The organism is Campylobacter concisus (assembly GCF_003048775.2).
Classification (GTDB): Bacteria; Campylobacterota; Campylobacteria; order Campylobacterales; family Campylobacteraceae; genus Campylobacter_A; species Campylobacter_A concisus_I.
This window is the reverse complement of record NZ_CP049272.1, coordinates 384,043-407,062: the sequence shown is the minus strand read 5'-3', so window position 1 is coordinate 407,062 and position 23,020 is coordinate 384,043. Positions and strand designations below refer to the sequence as shown.

General features: G+C 39.3%; 22 protein-coding genes, 1 tRNA gene and 1 pseudogene. 6 read left to right on the top strand and 18 right to left on the bottom strand.

The window, feature by feature from the left end:
- Positions 1 to 30: 30 nt before the first annotated feature.
- The 9 genes from CVT17_RS01990 to CVT17_RS01950 all read right to left on the bottom strand — a co-directional run bounded on the left by CVT17_RS01990 (position 31) and on the right by CVT17_RS01950 (position 5,930).
- A complete protein-coding gene (locus CVT17_RS01990) occupies positions 31 to 1,404 on the bottom strand; it encodes a tyrosine-type recombinase/integrase (protein ID WP_230853308.1) in 1,374 nt (457 codons plus the stop codon).
- A gap of 60 nt (positions 1,405 to 1,464) precedes the next feature.
- Positions 1,465 to 1,555: transfer RNA gene (locus CVT17_RS01985), tRNA-Ser, on the bottom strand.
- 472 nt (positions 1,556 to 2,027) lie between these two features.
- Positions 2,028 to 2,708, bottom strand: a complete 681-nt coding sequence (gene pyrF, locus CVT17_RS01980) for an orotidine-5'-phosphate decarboxylase (protein ID WP_107769740.1) — start codon at positions 2,706 to 2,708, stop codon at positions 2,028 to 2,030.
- Complete coding sequence (gene nusB, locus CVT17_RS01975; protein ID WP_087578360.1) at positions 2,705 to 3,100, bottom strand: transcription antitermination factor NusB; 396 nt, start codon at positions 3,098 to 3,100, stop codon at positions 2,705 to 2,707. Before nusB ends, pyrF begins: the two co-directional genes overlap by 4 nt.
- 1 nt (position 3,101) lies before the next feature.
- Complete coding sequence (ribH, locus tag CVT17_RS01970) at positions 3,102 to 3,572, bottom strand: 6,7-dimethyl-8-ribityllumazine synthase (RefSeq protein WP_021090940.1); 471 nt, start codon at positions 3,570 to 3,572, stop codon at positions 3,102 to 3,104.
- Between the two features lie 11 nt (positions 3,573 to 3,583).
- On the bottom strand, positions 3,584 to 3,907 hold the full coding sequence (locus CVT17_RS01965) for a DMT family transporter (RefSeq protein WP_107769741.1): 324 nt from the start codon (positions 3,905 to 3,907) through the stop codon (positions 3,584 to 3,586).
- Positions 3,904 to 4,233, bottom strand: coding sequence for a DMT family transporter (locus CVT17_RS01960; protein ID WP_107770047.1), 330 nt, complete (start codon positions 4,231 to 4,233; stop codon positions 3,904 to 3,906). The genes CVT17_RS01965 and CVT17_RS01960 overlap by 4 nt, the downstream gene beginning before the upstream one ends.
- A complete protein-coding gene (gene kdsA / locus CVT17_RS01955) occupies positions 4,223 to 5,029 on the bottom strand; it encodes a 3-deoxy-8-phosphooctulonate synthase (RefSeq protein WP_107769742.1) in 807 nt (268 codons plus the stop codon). The genes CVT17_RS01960 and kdsA overlap by 11 nt, the downstream gene beginning before the upstream one ends.
- Before the next feature lie 10 nt (positions 5,030 to 5,039).
- Entirely contained in the window at positions 5,040 to 5,930 is an 891-nt protein-coding gene (locus tag CVT17_RS01950) for a DMT family transporter (protein WP_072593874.1), read from the bottom strand.
- A gap of 152 nt (positions 5,931 to 6,082) precedes the next feature.
- On the opposite strand from CVT17_RS01950, the gene der reads away from it, so the two are divergent.
- The 6 genes from der (at position 6,083) to CVT17_RS01920 (ending at position 13,539) form a co-directional block, all read left to right on the top strand.
- Positions 6,083 to 7,471, top strand: a complete 1,389-nt coding sequence (der, locus tag CVT17_RS01945) for a ribosome biogenesis GTPase Der (protein WP_107769743.1) — start codon at positions 6,083 to 6,085, stop codon at positions 7,469 to 7,471.
- Positions 7,452 to 7,973 (top strand): shikimate kinase, encoded by a 522-nt coding sequence (locus tag CVT17_RS01940; protein WP_107769744.1) that lies wholly within the window; start codon positions 7,452 to 7,454, stop codon positions 7,971 to 7,973. Before der ends, CVT17_RS01940 begins: the two co-directional genes overlap by 20 nt.
- 530 nt (positions 7,974 to 8,503) lie before the next feature.
- Positions 8,504 to 9,466, top strand: coding sequence for a tryptophan--tRNA ligase (gene trpS / locus CVT17_RS01935; protein WP_107858483.1), 963 nt, complete (start codon positions 8,504 to 8,506; stop codon positions 9,464 to 9,466).
- 12 nt (positions 9,467 to 9,478) lie between these two features.
- Positions 9,479 to 9,919: a hypothetical protein gene (locus tag CVT17_RS01930; RefSeq protein WP_021090475.1), complete on the top strand. Its 441-nt coding sequence runs from the start codon at positions 9,479 to 9,481 to the stop codon at positions 9,917 to 9,919.
- A 9-nt stretch (positions 9,920 to 9,928) separates the two neighbouring features.
- Positions 9,929 to 11,173: a serine--tRNA ligase gene (gene serS / locus CVT17_RS01925; protein WP_107858482.1), complete on the top strand. Its 1,245-nt coding sequence runs from the start codon at positions 9,929 to 9,931 to the stop codon at positions 11,171 to 11,173.
- Positions 11,173 to 13,539: a tetratricopeptide repeat protein gene (locus CVT17_RS01920; protein WP_107858481.1), complete on the top strand. Its 2,367-nt coding sequence runs from the start codon at positions 11,173 to 11,175 to the stop codon at positions 13,537 to 13,539. The genes serS and CVT17_RS01920 overlap by 1 nt, the downstream gene beginning before the upstream one ends.
- A gap of 61 nt (positions 13,540 to 13,600) precedes the next feature.
- Here CVT17_RS01920 and CVT17_RS01915 read toward each other — a convergent pair.
- From CVT17_RS01915 to CVT17_RS01875, 9 genes and pseudogenes are all read right to left on the bottom strand, one after another.
- Positions 13,601 to 14,853, bottom strand: a pseudogene (locus CVT17_RS01915) (DUF2920 family protein).
- A gap of 30 nt (positions 14,854 to 14,883) precedes the next feature.
- On the bottom strand, positions 14,884 to 15,465 hold the full coding sequence (locus CVT17_RS01910; protein ID WP_107858480.1) for a hypothetical protein: 582 nt from the start codon (positions 15,463 to 15,465) through the stop codon (positions 14,884 to 14,886).
- An 8-nt stretch (positions 15,466 to 15,473) separates the two neighbouring features.
- Complete coding sequence (locus tag CVT17_RS01905) at positions 15,474 to 15,968, bottom strand: TlpA family protein disulfide reductase (RefSeq protein WP_107858479.1); 495 nt, start codon at positions 15,966 to 15,968, stop codon at positions 15,474 to 15,476.
- Entirely contained in the window at positions 15,958 to 16,647 is a 690-nt protein-coding gene (locus CVT17_RS01900) for an ABC transporter ATP-binding protein (protein WP_054196145.1), read from the bottom strand. Before CVT17_RS01900 ends, CVT17_RS01905 begins: the two co-directional genes overlap by 11 nt.
- A 1-nt stretch (position 16,648) precedes the next feature.
- Entirely contained in the window at positions 16,649 to 17,791 is a 1,143-nt protein-coding gene (locus CVT17_RS01895) for an ABC transporter permease (protein ID WP_084108994.1), read from the bottom strand.
- Positions 17,778 to 19,070 carry an ABC transporter permease gene (locus tag CVT17_RS01890; protein ID WP_107858478.1) on the bottom strand — a complete coding sequence of 431 codons (1,293 nt, stop codon included), beginning with the start codon at positions 19,068 to 19,070 and terminating at the stop codon, positions 17,778 to 17,780. Before CVT17_RS01890 ends, CVT17_RS01895 begins: the two co-directional genes overlap by 14 nt.
- Complete coding sequence (locus tag CVT17_RS01885; RefSeq protein WP_107769749.1) at positions 19,067 to 20,446, bottom strand: Fe-S-containing protein; 1,380 nt, start codon at positions 20,444 to 20,446, stop codon at positions 19,067 to 19,069. The genes CVT17_RS01890 and CVT17_RS01885 overlap by 4 nt, the downstream gene beginning before the upstream one ends.
- 50 nt (positions 20,447 to 20,496) lie before the next feature.
- Positions 20,497 to 21,018, bottom strand: a complete 522-nt coding sequence (locus tag CVT17_RS01880; RefSeq protein WP_107769750.1) for an iron transporter — start codon at positions 21,016 to 21,018, stop codon at positions 20,497 to 20,499.
- Positions 21,019 to 21,038: 20 nt separating this feature from the next.
- Positions 21,039 to 22,979, bottom strand: a complete 1,941-nt coding sequence (locus CVT17_RS01875) for an FTR1 family iron permease (RefSeq protein WP_107858477.1) — start codon at positions 22,977 to 22,979, stop codon at positions 21,039 to 21,041.
- Between the last annotated feature and the right edge of the window lie 41 nt (positions 22,980 to 23,020).

Genomic DNA, 23,020 nt, shown 5'->3' with positions numbered 1-23,020 from the left:
ATTACTAATTATACCGATTGCTTTCAAAAATCACTGGTTATGTAAAAATTTAAAAATTTTTAGTCCAATCATAGAATTTTGCTTAGCTTTTAAAGATATTTCCTTTGCGTACGTATCAGTTGCAAGATCGGCACTATGTCCTAGCAAAACAGATGTTAGATCGGTCAAGGAATTCTCCAAACAGTAATCCTTTATAGCCTTAGCAAAATTTCCCCTAAGCCTATGAAATGTAACGTTTGCTAGTGGGATACATTTATGGATGTGTCTATTTAATCGCTTACTAAAGTAATCGCTATTAACCTTACTGCTCTTAATATTTTCTAGCCACTTTAGATCGCTTAAATACTCAATATTTTCATGCAAAGGTATCTGTCTATACTTTTTCACTCCCCCTCTTTGTTTTGCAGTTCTAACATTTATAAATTTTATTCCATCCTGCTCACCAACATTGTCGCTATCAAGTTGCCAAATTTCATTTAGTCTTAATCCCGTATGAAGTGCAAACATCATATAATCTCTCAAATCTTTTCTTTGAGTGTCAAAAACTATCTTTAATTCATCTAACGTAAAATTATCTTTTGGCGACTTCTCATCAGATGTAATTTTAAAAGATGTAAGCATTTTGAAAGGATTTACTGTAAGCTTGCCTATTTTTATACCGTAATTAAAAAGCCTCTTAGAATAAGACGTATAATTATTTATAGTCTTTTTGTTTAGATTTTTATTTAACAAGCTTACTTGAAAACCTTCAGCATCGCTGTATTTAAACTCCCCTGAATGATTTTTAAAAAACTCATCCAAAAGCTTGCCAGTCTTAATATAATAGCCCTTGGTCTTATCACTGGACTTTAGCTTCAAACACTCGGTTGACACGTATCTTTTAGCTATTGTCTCAAAAGACACTGACTTGTTTAGCTCACTTGACTTCTCTTGTTTATTATTTGGTGTCACCTCTATTTCTGATTTATCTTGCACTGATATTGAAACATTGTAAAATTTTGCTATAACACTTTGAGATATTTTTTTATACTCACTCACATCCAAATATAAACGTTCTTGTTTTATCTTATGTTCATTTTGTCTTTTTATGTTTATTAAGGATGTCAAGCTTTTAAGATTTGGGTGTTTTGTTGTTAGATGGCGTGATAGTTCATCATTTGCAGTGTTTTTTATAAGTCTGGCCAGTATCCTTGCCTCATCCAGATCCTTAGTAAATAAACAATACTTTACTGTTATTTTCTTGTTATTTTTAATAGCCGTATCAAAAAAATAAAAATTTGGTCTGTTAGGAACTTTGGTGATCATTCTAGAACTCATGGAATAATCCAAATAGTTTCTGTAACAAAATAGCAAATTTTCTGTAACAAATCTGATTTGTCCGAAATTTTGGACAAAAATATTCATTTAAAAATATAGCTAAAACATTGAAATTTAGGGATATATAAATGGAATTTAATGAATTTGTGGCGGACAGAGAGGGATTTGAACCCTCGAGCCCCGATTAAGAGCTGCACCCTTAGCAGGGGTGTGGTTTCAGCCACTCACCCATCTGTCCATAAAAAGAAATCGCATTATAATTGAACGCCGCTGATATCTTGCTTAAATTTACATTTTCGCGCCTGCCACTCTCCCATAGAAAAATAGCCGCGCAAAACTACTCAAATTTAAACGACTCTCCGCAAGTCAAATTTTGCAAATTTAATCCTTCCAAAGCTACCATTTTAGCTTGGCTTTGTCTAGGTGCGGCGTATTGGCGTAGTAGCAAATCATACGATAAAACATATAAAAACGCCTATCGCTACCGCGACCAAACGCCTTTGTGCACTCGAACATCTTGCTATGATCCGCGCCATTTAGTAAAGCGATATCCTTAACCAAGTACTAGTAGATACACTTTAGCCGCTCAGCCAACAAGAGGATTTTCTTAAAATCACTCAAATTTAGCTCCTCACTTCGCTTTGATATCATCTTCACGCAACATTTTGTAAAAAAGCTTAGTTAAAAATCACTTCACACAAGTTCAAATTTTAAATTTGCTCCAAAATTCGTTCACAAATTTCTCTTGGATTTACATTCTCATAAATCGGCCTACCAACAACGATAAAGTCGCTACCTTCTTGCTTTGCACTCACTAAGTTTGCTACTCTTTTTTGATCTCCAGCGCTCTCGCCAAAAGGCCTAACACCAGGGCAAAGAGTGATAAATTTCTCATTTGTTACATCTTTAATGAGCTTGCTTTCAAAAACAGAGCAGACCATTCCATCAAGCCCTGCTTCAAAACTCATCTGGCTAAATTTCCTAACAGCTCTTGCGATCGTATCGTTATAAACAGAGTCAAACTCGCTCTCACTAAAGCTAGTAAGTGCCGATACTGCAAGCACTAAAGGACGGCTTCCAAGACCAGCTAGCCTATCCATAACTGTCTTCATTGCGCGCTCACCAGCGCTAGCATGCACATTTATCATATCTACGCCGATTTTTGAGACGACTTCAGCCGCATCCGCCATCGTATTTGGGATATCATAGAGCTTTAGATCGAGGAAAATTTTAAAATTTCCAAGCCCTTTTAGCTCTTCTATAAATTTTGCTCCGTCCCTAAGATAGCTTCTAAGCCCTACTTTTAGCCAAAGATCAAGCCCTTTTAGCTCACTAGCAAGGGCTAAATTCTCTTCACGACTAGCCATATCAAGTGCGACGCAGAGCCTCACAGATCGTCCTTTAGCTTATCAAGTACGCCATTTATAAATTTTGGCGCCTGATCACTTCCAAGTTCTTTCGCAAGCTCGATCGCTTCGTTTATGATGACGGCTTTATCAGTTTGGCTAAATTTCATCTCATAAAGCCCAAGTCTAAGAATGGCAAGCTCAGTCGCGCCAACTTTGCTAAAATCACCATCTTTTAGATATGGCTTTAAAATTTCATCTAGTTTTTCTTTATTTGCGAGCACCTCTTTAAAAGTCTGCAGCGCCTCACTTTTTCGCTCGTTTCTTATCTTTTTCTCTTCCAGAAATTCCTCTTCAAATGCAGCAGTTACTGGATTTATCTCGTTTGAGTAAAGTAGCGAAACGACGGCTTGTCTGACCTGATGACGAGTCGCCATTTTACGCCTCCAAATTTTTATATAAGCTTAGCATCTCGATTACGCCCGTCATCGCTTCAAAGCCCTTATTTCCGGCCTTTGAGCCCGCTCTCTCGATGGCTTGTTCGATGCTATCGACCGTTAGCACGCCAAAGGTCACCGGTTTGCCGTATTTTAGCGTGACGTTTGCGATACCCTTGGTAGTCTCGGCGCTAACGTAGTCAAAGTGAGGCGTAGAGCCGCGGATAACCGCTCCCACGCAGCAAACTGCGTCAAATTTACCGCTAGCTAGCGCCTTTTCAAGCGCCATCGGTATCTCAAATGCGCCAGGCACCAAAATGAGGCTCAAATTCGCCTCATCCCCGCCGTGACGCAAAAACGCATCCCTCGCACCCTCGACCAGCCTATCGGTGATGATATGATTAAACCTAGCACCCACTATGGCGACCTTCTCACCGCCTTTTAGAGCCAAATTTCCTTCGATTATTTTCATTGATTTCTCCTTTAACTTATCTTTAACATTACCGCGCTTAGCGTTATTAGCGATAGATAAAACGCCTTTTGCGCGCTCATTTTTTCTTTATCGAACACTATCCCGACGCCCACGGCTCCGATCGCTCCGATGCCCGTCCAAATCGCGTACGCCACCGACATCGCCATCGCCTGCATCGCGTAGCTCAAAAGCCAGAGCGAAAGGGCGAAATTTGCGGTTAAAATCAAAAAATTCGCCGCCTTTTTCACGCCGACGCTTTTTTGAAATTTCGTTAGAAAAAACACGCCCAAAACCTCGCAACACCCGGCCGCCAAAAGAGCTAAAACGTGCATCAAGATTTTAGCCTTTTTAGCCCCAACACGCCCGCGATCAGCGTCGCTATGAAAAATAGCCGCAATAAATCCGGCGTCTGACCGCTCGCGCGAAATTCGCTCACGATCTCGGCGATCACCACAAAAAACGCCCCAAGCCCCACAAATACGGTATATGCGACGCTAACGGGGATGTATTTTAAAGCCTTTATAAACGATACGAAGCTAACACAGACTAACGCGGCAGTAAGCGCGAATCCTACGGCATCTTGGGCGTGTTTTAGCCCGTACGCCCAGCCGCACTCGGCGACCGCGCCGCCTAATACCCACAAAAAGCCCTTAGTTTGCATCGCCAAGAGCTTGCTTTATCTTAAAAATTTGATCGATATTTGCGTCTAGCTCGTCCAAATTTAGCATATTAGGCCCGTCGCAAAGCGCCTCGCAAGGATTTACGTGCGTCTCGTAAAAAAATCCGTCCACGCCGGCAGCCGCCGCAGCTCGCGCTAGATAGGGCACAAATCTCGCGTCTCCGCCGCTTTTCTCGCCCAAAGCCGACGGCATCTGCACGCTATGCGTCGCGTCGAAAATCACCGGCGCAAACTCCCTCATCAGCACCAAATTTCGCATATCTACTACTAAATTTCCGTAGCCAAAGGTGCTGCCTCGCTCCGTTAGCCACACGCCGTTTTGTTTAGCGACCTCGTATCCCTCGCCCTTTACGCCGCGCGTTTCTAGCACTTTTTTGACCGAGTGTTTCATCGCAGAGGCTGCTAAAAACTGCCCTTTTTTGATATTTACGACCGCCTTTGTCTTAGCCGCAGCTACGAGCAGATCGGTCTGACGGCATAAAAACGCGGGGATTTGCAGCACGTCGGCCACTTCGCCAACAGGCGCGGCCTGGTAGCTCTCGTGGATATCGGTTAAAATTTTAAAGCCGAATTCCTTTTTTACCTTAGCTAAAATTTCGCACCCTTTTTCAAGTCCGGGCCCGCGAAACGAGCTTATACTCGTGCGATTCGCCTTATCAAAGCTTGATTTGAAATAAAAATCTATCCGCTTATCTTCGTTAAATTTAACCAGCCTTTTTGCCACGTCAAAAACGAGCTGCTCGCTTTCTATGACGCAAGGTCCTGCTATTAGTATCATTTTTTCTCCTTTATTTTTCTTTAACAACTAAAATTCCACTCACTATTACTAGCAAGATACCTAAAAGTGCCGTTTGATTTGGCAATACATCGCCCATAAAATAGCCAATTATAAGTGTAAAAATAACGTCTGCGTAGCTAACTGCAGCGATCACTCCAGCCTTTTTACCAACCGCAAACGCCTTTGTCATGTACGACTGAAAAAAATATCCACTAAGTCCCATTAGCAAGATAAAAACAACGTTATACCAGCTTGGCATGCTAAATTTTGAAAACAAAAAATCAAGTGGCTCGTAGGTGAAAAATTCTGCCAAACCCATGCAAATAAGTGGCAAAAACGAGCCCCAAAGCATAAAACTTAGTACGATAACATTTGTACCGTAGCTCTTGTTTAGCTCCTTAACACTCGTGTATGCGATCGCCGCACCAAGGCCACTCCAAACACCGATAATATCAGTCTTGCTTATGCCTAAATTTGGCTGGATAACAAGCAAAATTCCACCAAATCCCAAAAATACAGCAAACCAGCCAAGTGAGCTTAGACGCTCTTTAAAAATAAAAGCTGCAAGGATAGCTGTAAAGATTGGATTTGTCTTTTGAAATGTAAAAGCTGTGGCCAAATTTACATGAGCGACATTATAAAAAAAAGCAAAAAGTGCCACTGTGCCGACAAAACCGCGAAACATCAGCAAGAAAAAGTGTCCGCCAGCTTGCTTAAATGGAAATCTATAAATGGCATAAATAACAATAAAAAGGCCTATTAAATTTCTAAAAAATACAACTTCGATAGATGGCATATCTTTGCTAAGATACTTTGCAAATGCGCCAGTAACGGCAAACATAAAGCAAGCAAAGAGCATATAAAAAATGCCAAGATGCGAAATATAAAATCTTTTTAACATCATATAACCTTTAAATTTAAAGTAGCCATTTTAATGAAAAGTGGCTTAAATTTTGGTTGATTTTTTCTTTTATTTTGGCGCCTTTAAGCAAATTTTTATACTTTATATAAGTCAAAAATTTGTATAATCAGCCATCACGAAAAGGACAAAATTTGCAAAAAGTAATATTAGTAGGCAAGCCAAATGTCGGCAAAAGCTCACTTTTTAACCGCTTAGCTGGTCGTCGTATCGCTATAACAAGCGATGTTAGCGGCACGACAAGAGATACGAACAAAGCTAAGATAGAGATTGAGGGTAAAGAGTGTATTTTAATCGATAGTGGTGGCCTTGATGATAGTAGCGAGCTTTTTAAAAATGTAAAAGCAAAGACCTTGGCAGAGGCTAGAAATTCAGACGTCATTTTATACATGGTCGATGGCAAAATGATGCCAGATGACGAGGATAGAGCCATTTTTTACGAGCTTAGCAAGCTAAATTTACCAATCGCTCTAGTCATCAATAAAATAGACAGCAAAAAAGATGAGCAAAGGGAGTGGGAATTTGTAAGCTTTGGCGCAAAAAACTCATTTGGAATTTCTGTAAGCCACAACACAGGCATAGATGAGCTTAGCATGTGGCTAGCAAAGCACTTAGAAAACAAAGTGCAGATAAAGGCCGATACAAGCGAAGATTTTGATGATTTTTTAGAAAACTATAACGACGAGGGCGAGCTAAGCGACGAGATAGACTATGAGAGCAAAAATATAAGAGTTGGTATCATAGGCCGCGTAAATGTCGGCAAAAGCTCACTTCTAAATGCTCTTGTAAAAGAGAGTCGTGCCGTTGTTAGCGACGTAGCAGGCACTACGATCGATCCGGTTAATGAAATTTACGAGCATGATGGCAGGGTTTTTGAGTTTGTTGATACTGCTGGTATTAGAAAGCGTGGTAAGATCGAGGGTATTGAGAGATACGCACTAAATAGAACTGAGAAAATTTTAGAAGAGACAGACGTGGCTCTACTCGTGCTTGATAGCTCTGAGCCACTAACTGAGCTTGATGAGCGTATCGCTGGCATCGCCTCTAAATTTGAGCTTGGCGTTATCATCGTGCTAAACAAATGGGACAAAAGTAGCGAAGAATTTGACGAGCTTTGCAAAGAGATAAAAGATAGGTTTAAATTTCTAGCATACGCGCCGATCATCAGTGTCTCAGCGCTTGGCGGCAAAAGAGTGCATAAAATTTATCCACTTATAGTTGAAATTTATAAAAACTACACCCAAAAAATCCAAACTTCAAAGCTAAATGAAGTGATCGGTGAAGCGACCAAGGCGCATCCACTGCCACGAGATAAAGGCAGAGTTGTGAAAATTTACTACGCAGTGCAGTTTAAAACCGCACCTATCATGATAGCCCTCATAATGAACCGCCCAAAATGCCTGCACTTTAGCTACAAACGCTACCTAACAAACAAACTTAGAGAGAGCTTTAATCTAACTGGCGTGCCTATCGTGCTAATCCCTAAAAAACGTGGAGAGAGTGATGAAAACAAAGAACAATAATATCGTTTTGATAGGGTTTATGGGCGTTGGCAAGGGCACGACTGCAAGGGCGCTAAGCAAGGCACTAAAGACGATGAATCTTGACTGCGACGACCTGCTAGAGAGCTCACAAAATATGAAGATAAAAGCTATCTTTGATGAATTTGGAGAAGAGCATTTTAGACAGCTTGAAAAAGACCTTGCCAAATTTCTAGCCACAAATGTCAAAAATGCAATCATCTCGACAGGTGGAGGCTTTGCCAAGGTTAAAAATTTAAAGAAAATTGGCACCGTGATCTATCTAAAAGCTAGTTTTAATGCGATCATGCAAAGACTAAAAAATAGCAAAAATAGCGAGAAAAAGCTCGCCAAACGTCCGCTTTTAAGTGATCTAAAAAGAGCTGAGGCATTGCATCTGGAGCGCGAGGAGCTTTATGAGAAAAAGGCTGATTACATCGTTGAAGTCGAGGGTAAAACTCCAAAGCAGATCGTAAAAGAAATAAGGATGCTTTTAAAAATTTAGTTGTAAAGTAGCGTGATTGCTGCTTGCAACGATAAATTTTTAAGATCAGGCTAGATGGCTATCTGGCGTGGTGTTGAAATTTCGAGTCTTTGAGCTAAATTTAACGTTTTGTAGTTAGAAATTTTGGCAAAGTATCGTAAGATGATTTTTTGCTTCACTTTATTCGCAACGCTAAAGCGACGAGAGTTGTGTGATAAAAATTTTAAGATTAAGCTAGACTAAAAAGTCTAACGTGATGTTAAAATTTAAAAGCTTTTGGTAAAGAATTTTGTTTAGGCAAGGCAAAATTTTGTTTTTTAGCGAAGGCTAGACGCATGGTCTGCTAGTTAAATTTTAAGATTAGATTAGATACAAAAACTCTAATGTAACGTTAAAATTTAAAAAGCATTTTGGCGAAGTATCGCGAGATAATTTTGATAGTTGTGTAGAAATTTTAAGCCGAGGCTAGACACATAGTCTGCCGAAAGCTTAAAATTTCAAATCTCTATCAAAAGCGCTCACGAGAAAAAGCCAAAATTTGAAAGGATAAGATGAGAGTATTAACCGGCCTCCAACCCTCCGGCAAACTACACCTTGGCAACTATTTTGCCTCGATAAAGCAGATGGTTGATATGCAAGAGCAAAACGAGATGTTTATGTTTATAGCAAACTACCACGCGATGACAAGCCTTAGCGAGGCCAAAGCCCTAAAACAAAACACTTTTGAGGCTGCGTGTGCGTTTTTAGCACTTGGGATCGATCCAAATAAAAGCATATTTTGGGTGCAAAGTGACGTTAAAGACGTGCTTGAGCTTTACTGGGTGCTAAGCCAGCATACGCCTATGGGGCTTCTTGAACGCGCGCACAGCTATAAAGATAAAGTCGCAAAAGGTCTTAGTTCGCACCACGGACTCTTTAGCTATCCAGTTTTGATGGCAGCTGACATTTTGCTTTATAATGCGCAGGTCGTACCTGTGGGCAAAGACCAGATCCAGCACGTAGAGATCGCGCGTGATATCGCGATAAAATTTAACAACGAGCATGGAGAAATTTTTACATTGCCTGAGGCAAAGATCGATGAAAATGTCGCCACTGTACCTGGCACAAACGGCGAAAAGATGAGCAAAAGCTACGGCAACACGATCGATATTTTCGCAGACGCCAAGACGCTTAAAAAGCAAATTTCTAGCATCGTGACAGACGGCACACCGCTTGAAGAGCCAAAACAGTGGCAAAACTGCAACGTCTATAATATCGCCAAACTTTTCTTAGACGAGAGTGGGCAAAAAGAGCTTCAAGCTAGATATGAGCGTGGTGGCGAGGGTCATGGGCACTTTAAAGCTTATCTAAATGATCTTATTTGGGACTATTTTAAAGATGCGAGAGAGAAATTTGAGCATTATCAAAATAATCCTGACGAAGTGTCTGGAATTTTAGAAATAGGAGCCAAAAAGGCAAGTAATGTTGCTCAAACAACAATAAAAAAAGTTCGTGAAGCAGTCGGAATTTATTAATAAAGGAAAAATATGCAAAATTTATATCCATACGCACAGATAGTTCATCTTTTTTGTGCAATCATCTTTGTTGGTTACCTCTTTTTTGATGTAATCATTTTTAAGGCAGCTTGTAAAAAAATGCCACCTGAGCTTGCTCAAAAGGCAAAACAAGCTATCGGTTCAGTTGCCATTAAGATAATGCCACTTTGTATCTTGCTTTTGGTATTAACTGGAGGCATGATGATGAGTAACTGGGTCGGATCAAAGGCTGGAGGCTACTTTGAGACAAATTTACAAATCATTTTTATGATCAAATTTTTCTTAGCGATGCTAATCGTAGCTGCGGTTATAACAAATTTGAGCTGCAAATTTATATTTAAACGTCCTAGCCCACTTGGCAACATTCACCCATTTGCGCTAACAGCGGCAGTTTTTATCGTACTTTTTGCAAAAGTTATGTTTATGGTTTAAGGATACGGAATGATAAATTTAAAACTACTCGAGACAAATTACGATGAATTTGTAAAAAAACTTGAGGGCAAAAATGTAAAAGCTGGGCTACTTGACGAGCTTTTACAAACTTTTAACGAGCTAAAGCAAAAGAGAAAAGCACTTGAAAATTTCCAAGCGATCCAAAACGCAAAGAGTAAAGAGCTTGGCATAAAGGCAAGAGCCGGTGAAGACGTAAGTGAGCTTAAAAATGAGCTAAATTTAAACAAAGCCGCACTTGCTGATGCTGATGAGATCGTTAAACAATATGAAGAAAAGCTTGAGCAAATTTCATTTAACGTGCCAAATATCACCGATGATGACGTGCCATTTGGCAAGGACGAGGACGATAATGTCTGCATAAAAACGGTGCTTGAGCCAACTAAATTTAGCTTTACACCAAAAGAGCACTGGGAGTTAGGTGAGAGTCTTGGCTGGCTTGACTTTGAAAGGGGCGCAAAGCTTTCAGGATCTCGCTTTACCGTGCTTCGTGGCATGGGAGCAAGACTTAGTAGAGCGCTTGTTAATTACATGATCGACTTTAATAGCTCACGTGGCTTTGAGCTTGTAAATGTCCCTTATCTAGTAAGCTCAAACACACTTTTTGGCACTGGTCAGCTGCCTAAATTTGAAGAGGATCTTTACAAAGTACGCGACGAGGATCTCTACCTCATCCCAACTAGCGAAGTGCCTGTGACAAATTTATACAATGACACGATCATTGAAGCTGAGCAGCTTCCTATAAAGATGACTTGCTACTCAGCATGCTTCCGCCAAGAGGCAGGCTCAGCAGGACGTGACACTAGAGGTATGATCCGCCAGCACCAGTTTGAAAAGGTCGAGCTGGTAAGCATCACAAAGCCTGATCAAAGCGAAGATGTGCTAAATGAGATGGTATCGTGCGCAAGCGATCTACTAACTAGCCTTGGACTTCCTCACCGCCATATGCTTCTTTGCAGTGGCGATCTTGGCTTTAGCGCGGCAAAGACGATAGACCTTGAGGTTTGGTTACCTGGTCAAGGTAAATATAGAGAGATTAGCTCTATTTCCAATACTCGTGATTTTCAAGCAAGGCGTGCAAAAATTCGCTTTAAAGATGGCAAGAAAAATATGCTTGTAAATACGCTAAATGGCTCGAGTCTAGCTGTTGGTAGGACTCTTATTGCTATCATGGAAAACTACCAAAAAGTAGATGGCACTATCGAAATTCCAGAAGTTCTTAAAAGGTATATGTAGTGGCTGAAGAAGAGGTTGTAGTTTTAAAACCACCTGGCGAGCAAGCAGAGCAAGCGCCTGAAGAGGCAAAAGCCGAGGCACCTGAAGAGATCGTCTCACTTGAGAGTATCGCAAGTGAGGGTGTTCTACAAGATGAGAGCATCCCAGAGCCAATCCCTGTAAAAAAGAGCAATAAAAAGCTCTTTATAATAGCAGGCGTGGTCGCTCTAGTACTTATCATCTTGATAGTGGTTTTGCTAGTTGTCTTGCTAAAGAAAGTCAAAAAAGAGAACATAGATACTGCAAGTATCGTAAAAAATATAGAAAACAACTACCAAACGCAAAATTTTGGCGCTTCAAAGATCGATGAGATGATAAATAAGGCCAATCAGCTCTACGAGCGTGGCAATAAATTTGAAGCGTTAAAAATTTATGAAAACATAGCTGTTTATAACCAGTCTCTCTCAAACTACAACCTCGGCGTTTCGCAGATGAAACAAGAAAGATGTGATGAGGCGATCATATCTTTTAATAAAGCCATAACCGATAGAGAAAACACGGCGGTTAGTGCCATAAACGCTGCTGTTTGCTCACTTGAGCTAAATAACACTAAAAATTTTAACTACTATATAGGACTTGCTGACTCATTTTTGCAGTATGAAAATAACTCGCCACTTTATAGCTATTACTACGCGCTTATAAGCTACTATAAAGGCAACTATTACGAGGCGCTTCAAGCACTTTCTCATCCAAATACCGCAGATTATAAAAACGAATATGCGTATTTAAGTGCAAAAATTTTATCACTTCTTGGAGATGATGAGAAAGCAATAGCTAAGCTTGAAGGGCAAAAGGCATTTAAGGCCGACTTCACGCTAGCACAGCTCTATGCAAGACTTGGCAAATATGACAAGGCAAGGGATTATTTAACAAAAGCTTCTAAAAATACGCCAAATATCGATCTTATCAAGATGACTGAGGCGCTAATTGATCTAAAAACTTCTGACTATGGCGATGCAGCAGCATTTATCAAAGATGTTTACGACTACAATGCTTCTTTGCCAAGCAAAATTTACAAGATAAAAACGATGCTAAAGCCTGATCTTTTTGATGTCAGCCTAGCTCAGGCACACTTTAGCGACGATATGTTTTTTGATAGAACAAGGCGCTATGAGACCCTTTTTTACTTCGCACCTTACAAGGTCTTTGATGCAAAACAGAGTATCGAGCAGATAAGAAAAGGCGGTGTTAGCGTCTTTTTAGACGATACTTCAGCAGCAAACGACTATCTTAGCCAAAGTGCGGCTGCTTCAAAAGTAAATGCAAAACTTAGCGAAGCTATTGCAAAAGCACTAAGCTACCGCTTAAAAGAAGCAAATAAAGAGTTTGAAGAGCTAGCCAGCACTTATCCAAATCACTCTATCTTACAATACAACCTCGCCCTAAGTTATGCTCAGCTTGGAAATTTTAGCCTTGCAGCAAAGCACTTCATAGCAAGCTATCACCAAGATGTAAATAACCATCTTGCAGGTATTTTTGGGGCGATTTGTCTAGATATAAATAGAAATTTAAACCCAAAACTCATTGAAGAGATCGGCGAAAATTTAGAAAACGACAAGAGTTTAAAGCCTGTAAATTTATATGCCTCGCTTCTAAGCCTGATTAGCGGCAACCAAAGTGCGATGATAAGGTGGCTTGAAGAGCCAAAAGAGCCTACGACGCTAAATTTAGCCTTTGATATCATCACCGCTAAAATTTCAAACAACGATGAGCTAATGTCAAAAAAAGCTGATGAGCTCATGAAAATCTTACCAAACGATATCATCGCAAATATCTTAAATTTCATCTCTAAAAACAAAGATCAAAACATCAAAGAGTACGCAAAAGCGATACAAATTTACTTTAACGATAAAAATCTCGACTCGAATGCCTTTTATCACGGCGCTGATATCATCAAAAAGCAGTACATCAAGCTACTTCAGATCTCAGGCTTGCTAACAAGGGAGCGCGACAAACTAAGAGCGGAGCTAAAGAGTGCGCCAAAGAATACAAATTTGATCCAGACTTTGGCATATGTGGATATCTTTACAAACGACTTTGACGAGAGTTTTAAGCTTTATAATGAGGTTATAGATGAGTTTAAGATAAATGACGCTGGAACGCTCTTTTTGGCCTCTGTGGCAGCCACTGGAGCAAACAAAATAACAAATGCGATCGCACTTTTGGAGCTAACAAAGCTAAATGATCCAAGCGCTGTTGAAAACAGAGCTGCTCTTGGCTTTATGTATCAGCAAATTGATAACATAAAAGCAGCTCTTATACAATACAGCAAGATAGGAAACGTCGGATATAACAACGAATTTTATGATTTTATGATAGATAACTAAAGATATTTAAAGCTAGGAGCTTAAATTTAGCCTCTAGCTTTAGATAAAAACGGCTCTAAATTTAAATATTAGCAACCTCAAGCCTTATCTGATCTGAGGCTTCACTAAATTTATAAAGCAAATCACCGCACTTATACTCTATGCATCTTTCATTGTTCTTATCTTTTTTATCTTTTTTAGACAAGATTTTCTTCATAACGCTAGGCAGCTCTCTTTGCAAAAGCAGTTTATAAGACATCCCCATGCCGTGAGTTAGAGACTTTATAAATTTGCCATCAACCTCGCTCTCATCTTTTATCATATGAAGTGTTGCGTCAAATTTAAGCTTTTTAAGAGCCTCGTAAAGCTCGGTTTTATCCTTTGCTGGGGCTGTTTCTTCATCAAAAATGCAGTGATAGCTCACGTAAATTGGCTTTTTATAACCGCTTTGAACATTTAAATGATCTAAATTTAAGATATTTCTTATCTCTTCTCTAGCGTCGATAAAATAGTTAGGCGACTTTTCATTAAGCGTCCAGTAGGTCTTATCAAAAAAATAAAGAAACAAATTTTGATACAAAGTGCCAGTGCCAAAACAAGGATAACTAGTAAAATCGATCTCTTTGCCAAAACCAATAAGACGCCATAAGAATATAGCGTAAGAGCTATTATCTATCACGGCATCAACTAGCCACGGGGCAAACTTAGCACACATATGCGCCAAATATCCGCCGTGTGAGCTACCTACCATTATGACAGGTAGATGCTCAAATTTGGCACTATTTATATATTTTTTGTATAAAGCACAGCATTTAGCACATCCATTGCTTGCATAACACAAAAATTTTGGTATTCGTTTTTAGTTGGCACCATAGTAATGCTAGCTTTTAGCTTAAAATCATCTGGCAAAACCCCGCTCTCTTTTCGCAGCGTGATCTCTTGACTAAGAAATTTAAGCAATGCATCGACTTTCTCGTGGCAATCAATACTCTTTAGGTCAATTGGTAAATTTATACCTATACTTGCTAGCTCTTTTGTTAAGATAGCGCAGTCTATATCATCAAGCCCAAATTTAGCTCCAAGCTGCGGGCGGTTGCCTATACAGTGATAATCCACACTAATGCACGCCACATCATAAGACTCTGCCATGGTTCGCATGAGATGAGTCCTATAACTAGAGTCAGAGTCCTCTCCAAGCCCAGGGATGATAACCAAAAGCGCTTTTGCCTCTTTAACATTGTCATAACAGGCATAAAATGATAAAGTAGAGCTTCTTTTTATACCAAGCTCGACATCATCACAAGATAAAATTTCATAGCTTCCATCAACTAGCATTTAAATCCTTTTAAATTTACTAACTTCCACCTACTTTTGTGAGACATTATAGAAAAAGCCGACGATCTGTTTTGCTAGGCGCTCTTTGAAAAATGGCCAGATATAGCTTGGCGAGTAGACATTGCCAGCTTGCATGAGCGAGATATTTGTCGCTTTCTCGCCACCATCTCTTGGACGCACTAGTACGCTTACTTGCATGTAGTAAGCATAGCTGTTTGTGCTAAAGTCGTCATCATAATCATCATAACCAAATGGGAAAAACATCGAGTAGCCAAAGCCAAAACTTGGTCTGCCAAAGCCATATCCCATACCCATTGAAAATCTAGGATCTCTTTTGGTTGTCCTAGAAAAGCTTTGCACGTCGCCAAGGATGATGAAGTCAGCATTTTTGATATTTGGCTCATTTCTAAAGCCAGCCTTTGCAAATTCGCTTAAAATTTGAGCATTTACATCTTGTCCAGTCGCGCTATTTTTAAAATTTACATAGACGCTTTTGTTTGCTTCACCAAGCGTAAAAAATATCGGATCGCTCGTTTTTACCGAGATATTTGGCGTGCTACTAGCACATCCGACAAAAAATAACGCCAAGACAAATAAAAAGAAATTCCTCATCTTCACTCCTATAAGAGCGATCTTATAGCACCTTCAAGCACACTTTTTGGTGTAAGACCGATAAATTTTGATCGCATCTTACCATCTTTATCAAAAAAATAGATAACTGGCACGCCCATAACGCCGCCAACTGCCTTGCTAAAGTAATCAACTGAAACCTTGTCGCTCGTAGTTTTAAATGTAATGTTGTGCTCTTTTAAAAGCTCAATATCTTTATCAAAACCCTTGCTAGGCCCTAAAACACCAATAAATTGAACCTCTTTACCATACTCTTTTTCAAGCGTATTTAGATCAGGTATAGCGGCCTTGCATACTCCGCAGTCAGTGCCAAAGAAAAATAGCATATATGGCTTATCGCCTATCTTTAGCCTCTTTTCCGTTGGAAAAAACTGCGTATCAATGCCACTTGAGTCATTTAGCGTGATATGATGCTTTTCATACTGCTTGACGCAGCCCATAACTAGAGCTGAGACTAGACATAAAAATAAAATTTTATATCTCATTTGGCACCTTTGGGTTTTCAATAGTGCGAATTTTCTCTAATTTGCCGTGTCTTAGATATACGATCTTATCGCCATACTCGCCAAGATCAGGGTTGTGAGTTACTAGAAGTATCGTCTTGCCATCTTTTCTTAGCTTGCAAAATAGATCAAGTATAACTCTTTCATTTGCTTCATCAAGGTTACCAGTTGGCTCATCTGCTATTAAAATTTCAGGATCATTTATGAGCGAGCGTGCGATACAAAGACGTTGTTGCTCACCACCACTTAGCTGACTTGGTCTGTGTGTTAGCCTGTGAGAAAGACCAACTGCCTCAAGTGCCTTTTTAGCGTCCTCTTCATCAACTGAGCTGTGATAGTACTGAGCAATCATTACATTTTCAAGTGCGCTAAGATATGGCACTAAGTGAAACTGCTGAAAAATAAGACCGATCTTTTCACGTCTAAATTTAAGTGTATCATCAGCATTTAGATTGCTCGCATCATCGCCACCGAGCATATAAGTGCCACTACTTGGAGTATCCATTAGAGAAAGGATATTTACAAGCGTACTCTTACCACTACCACTTGGTCCCATGACGCTGACCCACTCACCTTTTTTAACCTCAAAATTTATATCATCAAGTGCTTTAACATCGCCAAAAATTTTACAAATATTTTTTAATTCTAGTGCATTTTGCATATCATTCTCCTCTTAGTGTATCTGCCATTTTGTTATTAAGTGCCCGTTTGATCGGATAAAATGCTGCGATCGCTGCAAATAAAAGCGATATTATCACAGCTACTGGGATGCTTAAAATTCTAAAATCAATACTAGAATCAAATATCGCATAACCTAAAATTTGAGCTAGTAAATATCCTAAAAATGCACCAACTAATGCTGAGATGAGCGCTGTCACAAATGTCTCAAAGCCAAACAGCTTTAATACATCCTTTTTGCTTGCACCTATGGCTCTCAGAAGTGCGATCTCCTTTGAGCGAGAGAGCAAGATAGCACTAAGCGTTGTGTTTACGCACATTGAAGTAATGAGCAAAATAACAAGGCTAACAAGTGCCATTAATAGCTTTATTTTCTCCAAAATATAGCCCTCAGACTTTGAGACCTTTGCCACTGGTTTTGCAGCTATTTCTTCATTACTTATAGTCTTTGCGAGCGATGTTATCTCGTCAAAGTTACCAAGCACAACAGCTTCAGCATAGTTTATTTTGCCAGCTTTATTTGAAATTTTTTGAGCCAAAGATAGTGACGTGATCAAAAGCGCATCCTCTTTGTCGCCACTTGCGACTACGCCTTTTATCTTTACATTTATGCTCTCATTTGAGCCAATGGCGCGAATTTCTATATCATCACCTGCTTTAAAGCCAGCCTGACGAGCTAGATCGACGCCTATTAGCACGTTTTTATCGTCAAAATCGACATTTATCATCGTTCCATCTCTAACATCTAAAAATGGTTTAACTTTTTTTAGATTGCTAAATTTTGTTCCCATGACGATAGCATTTGTTGGACCGATATTTGCCTGAGCAAAGAGATAACCGCTCTCACCAAGAAGCTTATCTTTTGGTACTTTAGCGATCATCTCATTGTAAGTTTTTTCACTCATATCATCGCTTGTAGCCATATCTTTTGGAGCAAAGATCATATTTGCACCATAAGTTTTTAGCTCGCGTGAGACTTTAGAGTCGATGTCTAGATAGACATTAACAAACGCAGCACACACGCATGCTCCAAGCAAGATAGAGATCACGATGACCATGACTCTTGATGAGCCGTTTTTTAAACTTTTATAAATTGTATTGTAAAAGAATTTGCTATTTGCGGTCATATAGCACCTCCGCAGGTAGTAAATTTATGACGTTTCTCATTGGCATTAGCGAGCCAACGACTGAGATAAGTAGGGCAAATGCCACGCTAATTGGTAGTACGATCCAAGCTATACCGATGCCATGTGAGAAGATAATGTAAGACATCACGTAGCTTAGTGCGTATCCTAAAAATGCTCCCGTGATGCCTGCAAAAAAGGCTACCACAAGGCTCTCGCTAGCAAAAAGGGCGTAAATTTCAAAGTTACTAGCACCTATGGCTTTTAAAAGGCCGATCTCTTTTTTACGGCGGTAAATTTCACTTGTCATTAGCGACGTTACGCCAATAGCTGAAACCACAAGAGCGATGATACTAACGATGCCCATTAGGCTTTGGATTTTCTTTACGATGTTGCTCTCTGCATCACTTACTTGAAGGCTTGCTTTTGCGCTAACGTTTGGTAAATTTTCTTCTATCTGAAATGCGATTGATCCTGCATAGGCTGAGCAGTACCATTTGTCGTACTCTGCGCTATCAAGATTGTCTAAATTTCTTCTTGCTTTTAGCGATAGGTCATTTTCTGGGATCGTCATGGCTGAGACCTCAGCTTTTGTATATGATCCAGCGTGACCTGATAGATCGCCAGCAAGCTTTAGTGAGCCAACTAGCTTATGCGTCTCGTCACTAGCTCCTTTTAAAATTCCAACTACGCTAACCTCTCTTGTACCGTTTTTACCAGCAAGGCTAAGCTTGTCGCCAACCTTTAAATTTTTAGCCTTAGAAAGTTCTTCGCCAACTAAAATTTCATCCATACTTTCATCTTTTGGCCAAACACCCTCAACGCCCCAAAATCCATACAAGCTCTTAACGCCTGTGCTAAATTCTGGCTCATCTTTTAGACCGATATTTTTATCAAAATAGGTTCCTTCAAAGGCAAATTCAATTCCTTTTTCATCTTTAACTTTTGCTTCTAAAAACGGCGCAAAAGCAACGATATTATTTCTCCAAAAGATCTCTTTTATCTTATAAATATCAGCTTCTGAGAGTAAATTTTGTGATTTTAGTGGGGTGAAATTTTTACCCTCGATCTCGATACTTAAGCTCTCACCTCGTGGCAAAACAACGATATTTGAGCCATATCCTCTAAGCTCGCTTGCTACTTGATCGCCGATTTTTAGCGTGATATTTAGCATGCAAGCTATCAAAAGAGCAGCTAGTAGTATGGTGATAAAGGCCATCGTCTTTTGCACCTTTGAGCCCGTGATCGAGCTTTTTATCATTCTTAGTTGCATATTTTTCATTTTAACGTTCCATTTGTTTCTACATATTTTTCTGGATTTGCTTCAAATTTCGCCTGAGTTTCGTTATTTTCAAAGAAATATGTGCGTCCATAGTATAAATATGATCTTGACTCAAGGTTGCTCACTTTTTTGCGACTAACTGGGTCAAGTACCATTTTTTCGACAACCTTACTAAAGAAATTTGCTCCATCTGTAATAGTTTTATAATCAACTATGATATTTTTGCCATCGAAGATAAATGGCATTGGTATCGGATTGCAACCACCCTCTTTGCCAACTGATGGCAAGAAAATTCTAACATTACAAGAGATACAAATAAGGTCATTGCCTCTCTTTATATAGCCCATATCGCCGCAAATCATACAAGAATCAAAGACGATAACAGGCGATACACGGTCGCTAAAGCGATTTAACAAGAAAAACCTTATCTGCTTGCCCTCATCTGTTATATAAGCAAATCTATGAAGTTCATTATCTTTTAACATATCAACATCAAATATAAATTTATCTCCCACTGGCTCAACTAGCACTGGCTCTGAAATTTCAGGTGGACGAGATGCGTAAAGATCATAATAGAGCGAAAATCCAAGTGCTATCAAAATACTACAAAATGCAAATTTTGCATTATCAGAAATATTTTCTCTAATGGCTTTTGTAAAGCGGTATTTGATAGAACCAAATTTATTTTTATCAATACTTTTTGGCATAAAGAAAAGTGCGGTGATGCATAAAAGTAAGATCACAAAGATATAAAAATAAGTACCAAATTCTGATACGTAAATACCTTTTGCACTGACAGATAGAATCTGGGAGTTTAACTCACTACTTATTTTTAAAGCCCCGGCACGCAAAAGCTCAAGTGCTGTCTGAGAGCTCCTATCGATTAGCAAGAAAACTAAAGTGATAAGGGCTAAAATTTTAGCTATTAATGGAGAAATGCTAGATTTTAAATTCGAAATAAAAAAGAATAAAAATACGAGCAAAATCATTGCAAATATCATTAGAAAGAAGCTAATGACAGAAAGCGTATCTAGTAGCTCACCACCAAATAGTGGAAATAACACACTGCTTGAACTATAGCCAAAGCCAAAGCCGATGCCTAAAACAAAAAACGTTACAATTTTTGCTATCTTAAGCTCAAGAAATATCCATAAAATGCTAATTAGTAGAAAAACTAGCGTCACTGAATCGATGAAAATTTTAAACTGATCATCTATAAGTGCGTGACGAACGACTTTAAAAATAAATACGCCAGCTACGACTCCAAAAAGTGACGGTAAAAAAAGTGTTTTTAAACTTTTATCCTTGTTATTTAAGGCAGCAAAAAGCGTAAATCCAAGGAGGGCTAAAAAGACCTGATAGAAATAAATTGACATAACTAAACCCTGTGAGAATTTTTTAAAAGGGGCGAGAACGCCCCTGGTGATTATTTAACAGGACCACCTGTCCATTGAAATTTATAAGTTGTTGTGAAAGGCTCAAACCATTTACCAACACCGCTCTCTTTGTCAGCGTGACGACCAAAACCTTGTTTTTCTGGATTATCAATGTGGAATTTAAGCTCATAGTTGCCTACGCCTGTATCCATTTTTACGTTAGCACCATAGTGTGGGCCATCGCTTGCAACCATTGGCATAAAGGTACCTTTTTTAACTTTGCCGTTATCAAGGTTTTTTAGCTCGTAGTTAATCTTTAGGTATGGGATCCACTCACCTTCGCCAAAGCCGTTTTTATTACCAGCAATAGCATGTATGTCAGCTTCTAGGTGAAAATCAGCTAGGCTTGGAGCTAGGTCAATACCCTTTGGTTCCATGTCGATTGGTTGCAAATAAACTGCAGCTATCTCCATTCCATTAGCCTCTACAGGCTCACCGATTGGGTGCTCTCCAGCAAGTGCAAAACCAGCTGCTAGGCTAAGTGCTAGAGCTGAACCAAGAATTTTATTCATATTCTCTCCTTTAAATAAGATTAATTTTTATTTTGTTTTGATTTCATAATAACGATGCCAATAACTAGGGCAAGCACCATAATGATTTGAGGCACTAAGCTCTCATAATATGGCTGAAGTCCTAGCCAATCTCTCGTCCAGTCAGGGAAGCTAAGTCCTTTTATGATAGTTGGGATGAAAATTTTGCCTTCAACTAGCTCGCCAACGCCCTTGCCAACAAAGACGATCGACATGTAAAAGATGATCGCTGACGTAAATATAAAAAATGGTTTAATAGGAATTTTAACAGCAAAAATTTTAAATAAGAAATAGACTATTAAAAGAACGACAAGTCCTATCACAAAGCCAGCAGCGATCATCGAATAACCAGCTGAATCTTTAGCTCCAAAAATAAGTGCCTGATAAAATAGTACAGTTTCAGCACCCTCTCTAAATACCGCTAAAAATACAGTCCACCAAAGCGCTGTGCTCGAGCCACTTGAGATAGACTCAGATACATGTGATTTGATGTAGTCGTTCCATTTTTTAGCGCCAGCATTTGAAAGAAGCCAGAAGCCAACGTAAAATAGAAGTCCCACTGCAACAAGCATCGTGATGCCTTCCATAAGCTCTCTTTTTTGACCTGCTGCCTCGCCAAAGATGACATTCATTATCCAAGCCATGACAAAGCTTAAGATGACAGCCACGCCAACTGAGCTATAAACAACTTTGCCCATCGCTTTAGCATTACCAGTTTTTACAAGATATGCAACAACAGCAGCAACAATGATAAGTGCCTCAAAGCCCTCTCTTAAAATAATAGTCAAAGCCCAAACAAATAAAGACCAAGGTGAGCTTGAGCTGCTAGTTTTCTCAAGTGCAGTTGCAAGCTGAGATGACATTTTGCTTGCACTTTCTTGAAGAGTTTTTTCATCTGCGCCTGACTTCATAAGGGCTACAAGATTGCCAAATGTAGCTTCAATAGCTGTTTTTAAATTTACATCTATTGCGCCTACTTTATTCTCCATGCCGCTACCTTCAAACTCATCAAAGTAGATGTCTTGGATATCACCCATGGCTTTTTTTGCATCACCATTTTTATAAAGTGTGATAGTAGCTTGAATTTTGTCGTTTATGTTTTGAACGACTTTGGTATAATCTACACCACTATCTTCTTCAGAAGCTGCTTCTACATCGCTCATATCAACTTTTGCAAGTTTTGCAGTATCAGCTGGGAGTTTTGAGATTGCCTCATATGCTAGCTTTTTAATCTCATCTAGCTTAGTTTTAAAGTCATCTTTGCTTATACCATTTGTGATGCCGCTGATCGCTTCGCCCATCTTTCTTTGGATATCAGCATCTATGCTTTTACCATTTTCTATATGCTGGCGAATAGCGATTTCAAGTTGAGTATTTCTGTAGTCTGTAAATTTAGCATCTTGGATAGCACTTTTAGCATCATCTTGTTTATCACTCTCATAGCTTACTATTGCTTTATCTATATCAGCTGATAAATTTGTAAATGCTACCTTCCATTCAGGGATAAATTTAGAAGTATCATAGCCACTTGCAGCAGCTTGAGCTGGGGTGTCTGAATACTCGCCAACAAGCTTGTGTCCGTTTAAAATAACTGGTAGAACTTCAGCGATTTCGCTATTTATCTGGTCTATTCTTTTTTGCACGTCATCTGGTGCTTCGCCAGCTTTTATCGCTTTTCTGATCTCGCCAAATTGCTTCTCCATAGAGTAAGCTTTTTTCTGACCTAAATTTATTCTGATGCCAGCTTCGACATCTTCAAACAAACCAAAATAAGCATTTTGAGTATCACTGACCGCTTGTTCAACATTGCCCGCTCTATACTCTGTTATTACTTTTTGTAGCGACTCTTTTATCTGAGCTGCGACCTGCTCGTAATCCTCATTTTTTGCTATAAGCCAAATAGGCAACAACATAATTAGTATAAATTTTAAGAATTTATTCATTAAATAAACCACCTGTGAGATTTTTTTGAAGCGAATATTAC

Excerpts from the sequence above, each read along its gene's own strand:
- CVT17_RS01990 (WP_230853308.1), bottom strand. The coding sequence starts at position 1,404 with ATGAATATTTTTGTCCAAAATTTCGGACAAATCAGATTTGTTACAGAA.
- nusB (WP_087578360.1), bottom strand. The coding sequence starts at position 3,100 with ATGGCGACTCGTCATCAGGTCAGACAAGCCGTCGTTTCGCTACTTTAC.
- ribH (WP_021090940.1), bottom strand. The coding sequence starts at position 3,572 with ATGAAAATAATCGAAGGAAATTTGGCTCTAAAAGGCGGTGAGAAGGTC.
- CVT17_RS01960 (WP_107770047.1), bottom strand. The coding sequence starts at position 4,233 with ATGCAAACTAAGGGCTTTTTGTGGGTATTAGGCGGCGCGGTCGCCGAG.
- kdsA (WP_107769742.1), bottom strand. The coding sequence starts at position 5,029 with ATGATACTAATAGCAGGACCTTGCGTCATAGAAAGCGAGCAGCTCGTT.
- CVT17_RS01950 (WP_072593874.1), bottom strand. The coding sequence starts at position 5,930 with ATGTTAAAAAGATTTTATATTTCGCATCTTGGCATTTTTTATATGCTC.
- CVT17_RS01940 (WP_107769744.1), top strand. The coding sequence starts at position 7,452 with ATGAAAACAAAGAACAATAATATCGTTTTGATAGGGTTTATGGGCGTT.
- trpS (WP_107858483.1), top strand. The coding sequence starts at position 8,504 with ATGAGAGTATTAACCGGCCTCCAACCCTCCGGCAAACTACACCTTGGC.
- CVT17_RS01930 (WP_021090475.1), top strand. The coding sequence starts at position 9,479 with ATGCAAAATTTATATCCATACGCACAGATAGTTCATCTTTTTTGTGCA.
- serS (WP_107858482.1), top strand. The coding sequence starts at position 9,929 with ATGATAAATTTAAAACTACTCGAGACAAATTACGATGAATTTGTAAAA.
- CVT17_RS01910 (WP_107858480.1), bottom strand. The coding sequence starts at position 15,465 with ATGAGGAATTTCTTTTTATTTGTCTTGGCGTTATTTTTTGTCGGATGT.
- CVT17_RS01905 (WP_107858479.1), bottom strand. The coding sequence starts at position 15,968 with ATGAGATATAAAATTTTATTTTTATGTCTAGTCTCAGCTCTAGTTATG.
- CVT17_RS01900 (WP_054196145.1), bottom strand. The coding sequence starts at position 16,647 with ATGCAAAATGCACTAGAATTAAAAAATATTTGTAAAATTTTTGGCGAT.
- CVT17_RS01895 (WP_084108994.1), bottom strand. The coding sequence starts at position 17,791 with ATGACCGCAAATAGCAAATTCTTTTACAATACAATTTATAAAAGTTTA.
- CVT17_RS01890 (WP_107858478.1), bottom strand. The coding sequence starts at position 19,070 with ATGAAAAATATGCAACTAAGAATGATAAAAAGCTCGATCACGGGCTCA.
- CVT17_RS01885 (WP_107769749.1), bottom strand. The coding sequence starts at position 20,446 with ATGTCAATTTATTTCTATCAGGTCTTTTTAGCCCTCCTTGGATTTACG.
- CVT17_RS01880 (WP_107769750.1), bottom strand. The coding sequence starts at position 21,018 with ATGAATAAAATTCTTGGTTCAGCTCTAGCACTTAGCCTAGCAGCTGGT.
- CVT17_RS01875 (WP_107858477.1), bottom strand. The coding sequence starts at position 22,979 with ATGAATAAATTCTTAAAATTTATACTAATTATGTTGTTGCCTATTTGG.